Source organism: Mesorhizobium sp. M7A.F.Ce.TU.012.03.2.1 (assembly GCF_004006095.1).
Lineage (GTDB): Bacteria > Pseudomonadota > Alphaproteobacteria > Rhizobiales > Rhizobiaceae > Mesorhizobium.
This window is the reverse complement of the sequence record NZ_CP034779.1, coordinates 3,377,206-3,389,336: the sequence shown is the minus strand read 5'-3', so window position 1 is coordinate 3,389,336 and position 12,131 is coordinate 3,377,206. Positions and strand designations below refer to the sequence as shown.

Here is a 12,131-nt window from a genome sequence, read left to right as displayed (position 1 = left end):
CTGCCCTTCTTGATCGGTCACGCCGAACGCAAGACCTGCTCAGCTTCCGAGCGCAGTCTTCACGGCTGCAGCGGCGTCGCCGCCATCGAAAGTGGTCACGCCGGCAATCCACGGAGCAACCGCGTCCGGATGCTTCTTGAGCCAGTCGGTCGCAGCCGTATTGGCGTCAGCGCCCTTGAGGATCGCGTCCATTATCTCGCCTTCCATATCGAGATTGAACTTCAGGTTGGCGATGAACTTGCCGGCATTCGGGCACTCGGTGGTGTAACCCTTGCGCACATTGGTATGGACAGTGGCGGCGCCGAAGCCGCTGTCGCCCATGCCATCGAGATAGGTGATCTTCATGGCACCCATCACCGGATGCGGCGTCCAGCCGAGGAAGGCGATCCATTCATTGCTCTTCATCGACTGCTCGGCCTGCGTCAGCATCCCGGCCTCCGAGGATTCGACCAGCTCGAAGCCTTCGAGATTGTCTTTCGGGTTCTTGATCATGTCGAGGATAATGCGGTTGCCGTCATTGCCGGCCTCGATGCCATAGATCTTGCCGTTGAACTTGTCCTTGAACTTGCCGATATCGGTCAGCGATTTCACGCCGGCGTCAGCGACATAGGTCGGCACGACGATGCCGTAGCCGGCGCCGGTCAGGTTGGTGCTGATCGTCTCGACCGAGCCATCGGCGGTATAGTCCTTGATGTCGTTGGTCATCGACGGCATCCAGTTGCCGAGGAACACGTCGAGATCCTTGTTCTTCAGCGACGCCATGGTCACCGGCACCGACAGCTGGATCGTCTGCGGCTCATAGCCGAGCGCGGTCAGCAGCACGGAGGCGACGCCGGTCGTCGCCTGGATGTCGGTCCAGCCGACATCGGAAAGGCGCACCGCCTTGCAGCTCGCCGGATCGCCGGCAAAGGCAGCGCTGGTGGACAAAAAAGCCGCCAGACCGAGGCCGGCGACGAAAGAGTTCATACGCGACATAGACAGTCTCCCATTGTGATTCTTTGGCGAAGCGTAGCTACGGTTTCTATGCCCGCCTTGTTTCGTCAGCCAAACACCATTCTGGTGTGGTTTCAAGCATTAAGACAATCGCGATCAACGGCGCGGGCTGGCCAATCAGCGACACATCAGGCGCTTTTGCCATGCCGGACGGTTTTTTCGAAGACGGGCCGGCTTTTTCAGGGGAATGCGGGCGACCGCCCCTCCCCGTATCAGGGCAAGTCGGCTTAAAAGAGCGGCATGGCCAAGCTTTACTTCCACTACGCGACGATGAACGCCGGCAAGACGACGATGCTCTTGCAGGCCTCTTACAATTATCGCGAGCGCGGCATGGGCACGATGCTGTTCGTCGCCGGCCACTACCGCAAGGGCGACACCGGCCTGATCTCGTCGCGCATCGGCCTGGAGACGGAAGCCGAGATGTTCCGCGATGGCGACGATCTGTTCGCCCGCGTCGCCGATCATCACGCGCATACGTCAGTGCATTGCGTCTTCGTCGACGAGGCGCAGTTCCTCAAGGAGGAGCAGGTCTGGCAGCTCGCCCGCATCGCCGACCGGTTGAACATCCCGGTCATGTGCTACGGCCTGCGCACCGATTTCCAGGGCAAGCTGTTTTCCGGCTCGCGCGCGCTGCTGGCTATCGCCGACGATTTGCGCGAAGTGCGCACCATCTGCCGATGCGGCCGCAAGGCGACGATGGTCGTGCGCCTCGGCCCCGATGGCAAGGTGGCGCGCCAGGGCGAGCAGGTGGCAATCGGCAAGGATGTCTATGTCTCGCTCTGCCGCCGCCACTGGGAGGAAGAGATGGGCCGCGCCACGCCAGACGATTTCATCGGCTTTATCAAAGGCTGACTCTGTCTCTTGGTTATTGGAGCAATTCCAGGGGAAGCGCTATGTGCTTTCCCGGGAATTGCTTCGGGCTCACACGGTCGAGACACGCCGTCTTGGAAACCGCCAGCCAAGCCGCACACCAAGCGTTGCCAGCGCAATCAGTGCCATGCCGGCTGCCTGCGCCGGTCCGAGCGGATGCCCATAGATAGCCCAGTCGACGATGATGGCGACGACCGGGTAGATGAAGGTGATGACGCCGATCACCGGTGTCGTCAGCCGTGGGAAGGCCGAATTCATCAACACATAGGCGATGCCAGTGTGCAGCACGCCGATGCCGAGCAGCCAGCCCCATGATGCAGGCGCAATATGTTGGCCGATGCCGGCGAACGGGGCGAGCATGACGACCCCCACCAGTGTTTGGCAGAGTACCGTGATTTCGGCGCGCTGCTGGCCCAGGCCTTTGGCTAGGATCGTTGTAACGGCATAGAGCAGTGCGCCGCCCAGCGTCAGCGCAATGCCCGGCACCCAGTTGGCATCGGCATGACCGTGCGCGAAAACGAGGCCGCTGGCCAGCACGACGCCGAGAAAGGCAGCGAGCATCCACAGCAGTTGGTCGGGCGAGATGCGTTCCCTTAGGAAAACCACGCCGATCAGGACCACGAAGAACGGTTGGATATGGTAGATAATCGTCGTCGTGGCGATCGACGTCATGGCGAAGCCTGCGAAGAAGGCCGTCCAGCTCAGCACCATGCACACGCCGGCAAGTGCTGCAAGGGCAAGCCGGGACGGCAACAGCGTCCGATCCGGCAGGTAGCCGCGCAACAGGCACCATATGAGAAGGAAGATCGCGCCGAACACGCATCGCCAGAAGACGACGGCAACGGGATGCAGCCCCGATTCCGTGGCGAAGGCGCCGACCGTGCCTGCGATCACCATTGCCAGAGCAAGGCTCGCGGCCGGGAAGCGGGCTGTCGAGGCGTCCGTCATGTGGTGGTTCCCAGCGATCCCAACCATCTGGTCACTGGCGCCACCTTCAAACAAGCGAATGGATTTGGAATGATCTATTCGATATGCTGATAGCACCATGGCCGCGCCACTCGAGCTCAACCTGCTGAAAACCTTTGTCGCCGTCGTCGAGAGCGGCAGCCTTTCCAATGCAGCACCTCGGGTCGGCCGCAGCCAGTCGGCGGTCAGCATGCAGATGCAGCGGCTGGAGGAGATGGTCGGCAACCAGCTTCTGGTGCGTGGTCCCAGAACCGTCACTCCCAATGCGATCGGCGAGGATTTCCTGATCTATGCGCGCCGGTTGCTGAAACTGTCGGATGAAGCCTGGGCAAGCGTCACCCGGCCCAAGGAGACAGGCAGCGTCCGCTTGGGGGTGCCCGACGATTATGCCGCCTTCCTCCTGCCGCCCGTGCTCTCACGCTTCGCGGCGGAGCATCCCCTGGTGACGGTGGAGTTGATCTGCGAACAGTCGACCGCGCTGGTGAAGACGCTGGCGGAGGGGCGGCTGGATCTGGCGATCATCACCCGCTTGCCGGAGCAGCCGCTTGAGGTGATCCGGCTGGAACGCTTCGTCTGGGTCGCCTCGCCCAACCATGTCGCCTGGGAGGCCGACCCGCTTCCGGTCGCCTTGTTCGAACCGGGCTGCGCCGCCAGGATGAATGTCCTGCAGGCGCTTGGCGATGCCGACCGCTCCTATCGCTGTACCTATTCAAGCGCCTCTCTGCTTGGCCTGATCGCCGTCGTCCAGGCCGGGCTCGCGGTGGCTGGCCTCGCCCTGCGCAGCGTACCGCCATCGCTGCGCATCGTCGGCGGCAATGAAGGACTGCCGGTGCTGCCGGACCTCGAAATCGGCATCCTGCGCAACCCGCTGTCGACGACCCAGGCGGTCGAGCGGCTGAATGATTTCCTGCGCCGAGATCTGGCACAACAGGCCTGACTCGCGGGCCTGTCTTCCGCAATCCCGCCGCGATGCAGCGTTTGTTAAAGCCTCGGTACTATAAGGCCGCCAGCCAGAACTCTCCGGGGGCAGCATGTTTCGAGCCGCTTCGTCCGCCAGCATCCTTCTCCTTGCCAGCTCGCTTGTGGCCCATGCCGGCGGCGACCCGGCCCTGGGCAAGAAGGCCTTCAACCGGTGCATGGCCTGCCATGAAGCAGCCACGGACCGCGACAAGGTCGGTCCGCATCTGTTGGGCGTCGTTGGCCGCACCGCCGGCAGCGCCGAGAGTTTTCTTGGCCGCTATTCCGAGGCGATGAAGAGTGCCGGCGCCGCCGGCCTGGTCTGGGATGAAGCCAATCTCGCCGAGTATCTCAGGGCACCCAAGCTGAAAGTGCCCGGCAACAAGATGGCGTTTGCCGGCCTGACCAAGGACGACGACATCGCCAATGTCATCGCCTATCTGAAGGCCGATCCCAAGCCCTGATCCGCTGTTCGCCAGCTCTGTAAAACCGGCTTTCTCCTCGCATATCGCGGCCGCGATTGCTTCGGTGGTTTGCCCAATACAAAGGCATCCGTGCGCCTTCGCCTTGCCGCATGAAAGTTCAATGACAGCTGAACTATAGCCGGTCGGCAAGCTAATCACGCTAAGCCCACACCTTCACTGGCTTTCAAGACCCTGACGAATTTTTTTGTTTTCACGCCGCCCTTATCTTCACGTCTTTCAATCCCCTGATGCCCCACATATATTCGCCGCTGTTCGCGACCAGCGACGTCATGCCGAAGCGGGAGGCCCCAATGGCGACATTGCAGAATTTCGACGCCGAAATTGCCAAGACCAAGCAGGTCGTGCAGGACATGCGCTCCAAGATCGAGCAATCCGGCACCATGCTTGATACGCTTGCCACATCAGACAAGAAGATCGGCGACGCCAATTTCGACCTCGAGAACGCCCGCATCGAGGATGTGCTGAAGCAGCAGAAGGTGATGGAAGGCAACATTGCCGACCTGATCATCGGGCTGGAGGACGCCACCAACGTCTTCGGCGCCGAGTTCGAGAGCATGAAGAACTACACCGGCTGGGAAAAATTCATCGGCATCTTCTCCAGCCAGAGCAAGCAGCGCATGCGCACCGACCGCGTTCGCAACATGTCGCTGGCCGGCAATCTGCAGGAACTGCTGGTCAAATCCGACACCATCGTCGGCATATTGAAGGCGCAGAAAGAGGTTCTCGACCAACGCTACAAGACCTCGGAAACCAGCCTGTCGCAGGTGATCGAGCGCCGCAAGACCACCATGACCAACCTCGAAGCCGTGCAAAAGCGCATCGAGGAGCTCAACCCGATGCTGCTCGACATCGAAAACAAGATCGCCGCTTCGACCAGCCAGAAGGACCGCACGCAGCTCGAAGGCGAACGCTCCAAGCTGGCGACGGAATACAACGAAAAGCAGGCCAAGGAGCAGGAACTGCTGGCCGAGAGCCAGACGCTCGAGCGCTACACCTCGATGTTCCAGACCTTCGTCGATTCGCTCAACAACCAGATCGCCGCGCAATCGACGCTGATCAACAAGCTGACCATCGATACCGAGCAGCGCATCGTGCTCTACAAAGCGCTGGAAGATTCGCTGAAGACCGCCGCCCAGCAGGACGTCGCCCACAAGATCAACACGCTGGGCAGCCAGGTCGACAACACCGCCGAGGAAACCATGGCCGGTATCGGTGCTGCTTCGCAAAAGCACATCGGTGACCTGCTTGAGATGCACGAGAAGAACATGGTCGCCACCGCCGATATCCAGCGCCGCAAGAAGCTGGCCGACGATGCCTTCGCCCGCCGCTTCGACGAGGTGCTGAAGAAGCACAATTCGGCTAACTACGTGCAGTCTTAAGGGTGACAGCACTGCCCGCGAGCGACCAGGCATGACCCCCGAAAACGAAGCGGCGGCACGGTATTTTTCCGCCATCACGGCCGCGCTCAGCGGCCTTGAAGTGTTCATGCGCGACGATCGCTCGCCGCTCTACCGGCACGGCATCGTCGCCAAGATCGTCGCCGAACACATCGCCAGGCTCGACAAGTCGTTTTCCTGCTGGCGCAACCGGCTGGGCTTCATGGACACATTCCGCATTTCGCGCGCCGAAAGCGGATTTCCGGTGTTCCAGAACCTGCTCGAACTGGAAAACGACCGACGCCAGGCCGACGCGCGGCTTGCCAACATTCCGCTCGCCGGCGAGTTGCGCGAGGAGATGGCCGACTTCATCCTGCGCCACAAGGAATTCCCCGCGGCGCTGCAGAAGTCGATAGCCGAGCGGCTTTATCTCGAGGACGTGAAAAGCGAGAACACGTTCGGCCCGTTCACCCTGGCGCAAACGGCCAAGGTCTCGGTCAATCCGAAGACGGGGCGGCCCTATTATCTCGTCCACTGGGCGACGTTCGACGGCAGCGCCAACCTGCCTCTGGTCTACATGGTGACGGTGGAGGATTCGTCCGAAACGATGATCCGCCAGCTCGTCGACAGAAACGGCAAGCTGAACGAGACGATCGACATTCCTCTGCCGGTCGATGGCCTGCTCAATCCCGAGCTTGCCCACCGTTTCGACGATTTCACCGAGAAGAACTCCGCCTACACGCTGTCGCCGGCGACCATCGCGGTCAATCTCGACAAGGATTTCGAGCCGCTGCATCCCAAGCAGCTGCGCCGCGTCGTGCTCGGCCCGTTCTATTCGGCTGGCATCACCGACAACAATTCGACGGTGACCGAAGTCCTGGCCAAGGTGCGCAAGCCCGAAAATGCCTGGCTGCTGACCTGGACCATCCAGGAGGTCTATTCCAAGGCCGAGAAACCCGGCCGCAAGGGGCTGTTTTCCAGCGAGAAGACGACGCAGGAATTCTTCATCAACACCGACGATCTGGAAGCCGCGCGCCAGGGCGTGTCGAGCTACGAAAACCATGCGCTGATCCCGCACGAGGCCTATCAGGCGCTCTACGCCGCCGGCGAGGCGCAGAAGATCTTTGCCGGCTACAAGGTTCACATTCTGTCGAACGGACAGGTCATCTCAGACGTCTGACCGTCACACCACGGAGCACCCTTCATGGATACCGGCCTGACCACCATCCCGGAAGCCGCCATCGAGAAGCACCGCGCCACCGCGCAGAGCTTCATCACCCGCGTCGTCGTGCCGGAGGACCCGTCTAGCTCCTCCGGCACAGCACTTGCCGGCACCAACCGCCGCTTCGTTTCGACCGTCTCGGCCGGTTCGGTGCGCCGCACGCGCGAGGTCGAGCTGGCCAAGACCGTCGGCGCCGTTCATCCCGACGACCAGCTGCTGACCATCCCGCAGCACACGCTCCTGTTTCGCGCCCGGCGCGGCACGGCGATCGCGCTGGCAATATCGGACGTCTTTGCCGAGGGCTCGGACCTTGAAAGTCTGCAGGCCAAGAACACCCGCGCGCCGCTCGAGGGCGACGAGGCGTCCACCTTCAAGAAGCTTCTGTCGGCCTCGGCTTACATTTCGGCCTTCAGCCTCGCCTCCTACCTGTTCCAGCTGATCGACAGCGACGGCGAGGCGCCCAACGACAGTCCCGAACCGGACTTCCTGTTCGATACGCCGCAGGATGCGGTGAAGTCGATCCTGGCAGGCCTCGACAAGGCGATCTCGGGATCGTCCGACGACGCCGACCTGATGACAAGGGCGCGCGCCTTCGCCCGCGTCGCCATCGACGGGCTTCTGGCCCGCAAGGGCCGCTTCGACGGCATCGGCCCGTTCGAGAACGCGCATATCCGTATCGATGCCGACGATTTCACCCTCGATGGTTTCGACGTCGCGCCGGGCAAGCGTTCAAAACCGCTGGTGATGACATTCAAGAAGCCGGAAGAGGTCGTCGGCAACCACATCGCCAAATACCAGTCGGTCAAGCTCGCCAAGATGCTGATGGCCTACGACTTCGAGCGCGAACTCAATCCGTTCGTCGAACTCGGCGGCTTCCTGTTCACCTTCATTGGCGACGGCGCCCCCGGCACCGGCAAGACGACGCTGATCCAGATGATCGCCGGCCTCGTCAACGGCTATTGCCAGGTCGCCGGCTATCCCTTCGCCTACGAGAATTTCGGCGTCGACCAGATCTCGTCCTATCAGGGCAAATCAGGCCAGAACTGCCGCCAGTTCATCAACAATGTGCTGAACCCGCGCGTCATCGGATTCGGGACCATCGACGACATCGACCAGGTGGCGGCGCGCCGCTCAGACGACCGCGCCTCGGCCGGCCAGCAGGAAATCACCGGCGTCTTGATGGATGCCTTCGCCGGTGCCGCGACCGTGGTGCGCGGCAACTGCTCGTTCGGCATGTTCTCCAACTATCCCGAAAATGTCGACGGCGCGCTGCGCCAGCGCGCCGGCGCCCGCTGGCTGGTCGACGGGCCGCAGAGCCGCAACGACTACATCGACATTTTTGTCCTGCTGGCGGGAAAAAACCACAAGATCCCGCTCGGCGACCACGATCTCTACGCCGCGCAGAAAATCCAGCGCGCCGTGACCGAAGCCTATGAGGAGCACGAGAGGCCGCAAGAAGACGGGCTGATGAAGGTCTACGAGCGCTACATGAAGGAGAACGGCGCACCGAAATCGATGGCCGACATCGGCACCTATCTGCACCTGATCAAGGATGCCGAGCCCCGCTTCACCGGCCGCGCCATCAAGAACGTCACCGACGCTATCAAGATGCGCGCCATGGACATCGAGCTTCCCGACGACTGGTTCGAGAAGCCGGAGGTCTTCATGCACAAGGGCTACGACGAGAAGAAAGCGATGATCGAGGAACTGCGCGGGCCGTTCTCGATGGACATGGTCATGCAGGAGATCAACCGCTATGCCGACTCGGAGTTCCGCTATTCCGACAAGTCCGACGACTCCGCCGTGCAAAAACTGCTGCGCGACGCCCGCCTGCGCGAGCGAGCCGCGCGCGAGATGGAGGAGATGAAGAAAAAGGGGCTATGGAATGCGTGAGCCTGGCACCTCTTCCTTCTCCCCGTWKACGGGGAGAAGGTGCCCGAAGGGCGGATGAGGGGCAGCGCTGTGCGAGGCAGTAATGAGCCAAAGGTAGCAAGCCCGCCCGGCAGCTTCGGAAAGTCGAGAATGATGCCGAGGAATGGCTGTGGCACGAAGTGCGTGGAAGGCGGCTGAATGGCCACAAGTTTATCCGTCAGCTCCCGGTCGGCCCATATTTCGCAGACTTCGCCTGCCGTGAGGCTAATCTGGTAGTGGAAGTCGATGGAAGTCAGCATGCAAATCGGCCCCACGATCGATACAGGGATGAGACGATGAACAGGAACGGCTGGTCGGTGTTGAGGGTTTGGCACGCTGATGTTTTGACGAGCCGTAAGAGCGTGCTGGATACGATTGTTGCTGCGCTGGATGGTCGACTCGATCGGAAAATGATTGCTGTCGATGTGAAGTTTTTGCCAGCTTCAACGTCGGAGGAAAGATGATGAGCGTCTGCGCCGCCCCTCATCCGCCCTTCGGGCACCTTCTCCCCGTAAACGGGGAGAAGGGAAGATGAGCCCCGCCAAGAAACCCGATCTCTTGCGCGACAACGAGCTAATCTATGGCCGGCTGCTGACGGTCGACGAGCCGCACCTGATCCAGCGCTACAACAAGGCGCTGGCCGCATTCGGCTTGAAGCCGACGAAACTGAAGAGCTTCCAGATCGACCGCACCGGCTTCTCGCCCGAAGTGGCCGAGGAATGTGACGATTATGACTATCTCGATCCCAACGAGGTCAACCGCCGTTTCATCATCCTGACGCCGTCGCAGATCGACCTGCCGGTGGTGCACACCGCCTTCTCCAACACCTCGCAACTCATGTTCGAGTTCATGTCCAGGAACCGGCGCGCCATCGATGCGCTGACGATCAAAGACGTCATCTACGGCGAGATCGAGGATTCCATTCCCAAGGTCAACGACATCGAGGATTTGCTGTCGATCAGCCAGGTCGAATTCAAGGTGCTGTCGGCTGAGGATGTGCTGGGCAAGGCAGCCGAACTCGGCAAGCTCGTGGACCGGCTGAAGCAGGAGCCAGATGCCTGGCGCGACAACGCCATGCTGACCCGCATGGTCGAGCTCGCCAAGATCTGCGGCGACATCCGCGAGAACGCGCTGGTACCCGACCAGGTGATCTTCCGACATAACGCCTACTGGACCAGGCATTTCGGCGGGCTCTACGTGTTCGTCGATCCGGATGTGACGACGGTGATCAGCGATCCGGCCGCCCCCGGTTTTCGCCGCTCGCGGCCGTGGCAGGTCAGCTATCTCTCGATCAACGACGCCGACAAGGTGTTCAAGTTCCTCGCCACCACCGGCCGCATCGAGCTGCCGCGTGCCTCCTGGGTCGAGGCCTCGGGCTATCTCGAGCACCGGGCCGAGATGGTGGTGCGCGCGCTGATCCGCGACGCCGAGCCGAACCGCAATTTGACCAATGTCGACAAGGTCTGGCTGCAGACCTGGATCCAGAGCCATGCCGACCTGATCACCAGGGACGGCAATTTTCCCTTCCTCAACGCCGCCAAGCGCGAGATCGCCCAGCTCGGCCACCTGAAGATCGAGGATGTCTTCCCGCAGCAGCGTTTCCTGGTGATCCGCGCCAAGCCAGACCACCCCGACGCCTGGCTGACCAACCGGCTGATCTCGGATTTCGTGCCGTCGGACTTCGTCTCGCGCTACATCTTCAACAAGGACGGCTTCTACAAGGACTATGACGGCTTCAGCGACGCCTGGCGATCGCATGTTGTGGACGTTCTCAAAACCACATATTTGAAGGACAAGGTGGCGTTTCGCACACGCCTCTACGGCCTGACTGACTAGAACGAAATGAACCGTTATTTCGTTCTAACTTCTTGTTTTGGCGTATGATGTTATCCAAAAGTCTGCAACTTTTTGGCATCATGCTTTGAGGGGGTGACACAGCCATGCTCGATCCGATCGTGAATTTCTTCACCCGTATTTTCCAGTGGATCGGCCGCGGCATCGGCCTCCTGATCGGTGTCGTCCTGTGGCCGTTCCTGTGGGCCGGACGCTGGTACACGCAGCGCGGCTGGATCCTCAAGGCCGTGGTCGGCCTCGCTCTGCTGGTGCTGATCGGCCTCTATGCAAACTTCTTCTACGCCACCCAGTGGTGGACCAACTTCAACCCCAATTATCCCAGCACCTACACATTCGAGAAGCGCAACGTCTCCGCCGGTGAACAGGTCGCCGCCGGTGCCGGAACCGACACCGCCAAGACCTGCGGCAACTCCGGCATTGCCCAGATCGCCGCTGACCTGACCGACTTCAACGTGAACCAGAATGCCTGGATCTCGTCGATGATCCTCTACAAGCTGGGCCTGTTCGGTATCGACTGGGACCACACGCCGTGGATGGACAACAAGGCCTCCTTCCAGCGCGGCATCAATCAGGCGGTGCGGCGCACGGCGACCGAACTCGCCGACAATCTCGGCCGGGTCCGTACCACATCGCAGATTGATGCTGATCTGCAGGATGCTCGCGGCAATCTGCAATTCGACGAATACACCTGGTATTTCGGGGTGAGCCCGTTCGGCCCGAAGACGCCGACGCCGAGCTACTACCGCGACGCGGTGCGCAAGCTGCGCTCCTTCAACGCACGACTTGCCACCTGCCAGGCGACCTTCGATGCTCGCGCCGACAATCTGAAGCAATATATCGACCGCATCGCATCCGACATCGGCTCGACCTCGGCCATCCTCAAGGAACGCGCGGAAAACCACAACAATGGCTGGTTCGATTTCCGCGCTGACGATCGTTACTGGTTCGCCTACGGCCAACTCTACGCCTATTACGGCCTGATGAAGGGCGCCCAGGCCGACTTCGAGGACGTCATCAAGGAAAAGCATCTGCAGAGCCTGTGGGACACGATGGACGCGCAGTTCGTCTCGGCGCTGCGCATCCAGCCCTTCATCATCGCCAATGGCCGCGAGGATGGATGGCTGCTGCCGACGCACCTGACGACGATGGGCTTCTATGTGCTCAGGGTGCGCTCCAACATGGTCGAAATCAGCAACGTGCTGACGCAGTAACGCTGTTCCATTAGGGACCAGGCGATGGCGAATTTGCGCCGTCGCCTCTGTCGCATTCCGTGCATTGTGCGGCTGTTTTGAGACGGCGGAACGACGCATCCTCTGGCTTCTATACGGCGCGGAAACGGAGCCAGGAAAAACCGACGCCAGGTCGGCCGGCCCGCAGAGGATTTTCTCTAGAGGAAACATAGTTGCATACAAATTGACGCCGCGGCAGCGACAGGGTTAGAACATGCCCGCGCCCGGTTCCAACCTGCTTGCCAGTAAGATCAAACCCGTCCCCTCC

The 12,131-nt window shown here is 61.2% G+C and carries 11 protein-coding genes; 9 read left to right on the top strand and 2 right to left on the bottom strand.

What is annotated here, in order from left to right:
• Positions 1-39: 39 nt before the first annotated feature.
• Positions 40-975 carry a choline ABC transporter substrate-binding protein gene (locus tag EJ079_RS16325; RefSeq protein ID WP_127809516.1) on the bottom strand — a complete coding sequence of 312 codons (936 nt, stop codon included), beginning with the start codon at positions 973-975 and terminating at the stop codon, positions 40-42.
• A gap of 258 nt (positions 976-1,233) precedes the next feature.
• On the opposite strand from EJ079_RS16325, the gene EJ079_RS16320 reads away from it, so the two are divergent.
• Positions 1,234-1,845: a thymidine kinase gene (locus EJ079_RS16320; protein ID WP_127809515.1), complete on the top strand. Its 612-nt coding sequence runs from the start codon at positions 1,234-1,236 to the stop codon at positions 1,843-1,845.
• Between the two features lie 69 nt (positions 1,846-1,914).
• Here EJ079_RS16320 and EJ079_RS16315 read toward each other — a convergent pair whose 3' ends face one another.
• Positions 1,915-2,811 carry a DMT family transporter gene (locus EJ079_RS16315; RefSeq protein ID WP_127809514.1) on the bottom strand — a complete coding sequence of 299 codons (897 nt, stop codon included), beginning with the start codon at positions 2,809-2,811 and terminating at the stop codon, positions 1,915-1,917.
• A gap of 97 nt (positions 2,812-2,908) precedes the next feature.
• On the opposite strand from EJ079_RS16315, the gene EJ079_RS16310 reads away from it, so the two are divergent.
• From EJ079_RS16310 to EJ079_RS16275, 8 genes are all read left to right on the top strand, one after another.
• The gene (locus tag EJ079_RS16310) at positions 2,909-3,766 is read left to right on the top strand and encodes a LysR substrate-binding domain-containing protein (protein ID WP_127809513.1); all 858 of its coding nucleotides are present in this window, start codon (positions 2,909-2,911) and stop codon (positions 3,764-3,766) included.
• A 94-nt stretch (positions 3,767-3,860) separates the two neighbouring features.
• On the top strand, positions 3,861-4,250 hold the full coding sequence (locus tag EJ079_RS16305) for a cytochrome c family protein (RefSeq protein WP_127809512.1): 390 nt from the start codon (positions 3,861-3,863) through the stop codon (positions 4,248-4,250).
• 311 nt (positions 4,251-4,561) lie between these two features.
• Positions 4,562-5,650, top strand: a complete 1,089-nt coding sequence (locus EJ079_RS16300; RefSeq protein ID WP_127266549.1) for a hypothetical protein — start codon at positions 4,562-4,564, stop codon at positions 5,648-5,650.
• 31 nt (positions 5,651-5,681) lie between these two features.
• A complete protein-coding gene (locus EJ079_RS16295) occupies positions 5,682-6,827 on the top strand; it encodes a hypothetical protein (protein WP_127266548.1) in 1,146 nt (381 codons plus the stop codon).
• Between the two features lie 24 nt (positions 6,828-6,851).
• Complete coding sequence (locus tag EJ079_RS16290) at positions 6,852-8,762, top strand: ATP-binding protein (protein ID WP_127809511.1); 1,911 nt, start codon at positions 6,852-6,854, stop codon at positions 8,760-8,762.
• 146 nt (positions 8,763-8,908) lie between these two features.
• Positions 8,909-9,244: a DUF559 domain-containing protein gene (locus EJ079_RS16285; protein WP_348629592.1), complete on the top strand. Its 336-nt coding sequence runs from the start codon at positions 8,909-8,911 to the stop codon at positions 9,242-9,244.
• A 67-nt stretch (positions 9,245-9,311) separates the two neighbouring features.
• Entirely contained in the window at positions 9,312-10,616 is a 1,305-nt protein-coding gene (locus EJ079_RS16280; protein ID WP_127809510.1) for a DUF6638 family protein, read from the top strand.
• A 104-nt stretch (positions 10,617-10,720) separates the two neighbouring features.
• Complete coding sequence (locus EJ079_RS16275) at positions 10,721-11,845, top strand: DUF2333 family protein (protein WP_127809509.1); 1,125 nt, start codon at positions 10,721-10,723, stop codon at positions 11,843-11,845.
• Positions 11,846-12,131: the final 286 nt, after the last annotated feature.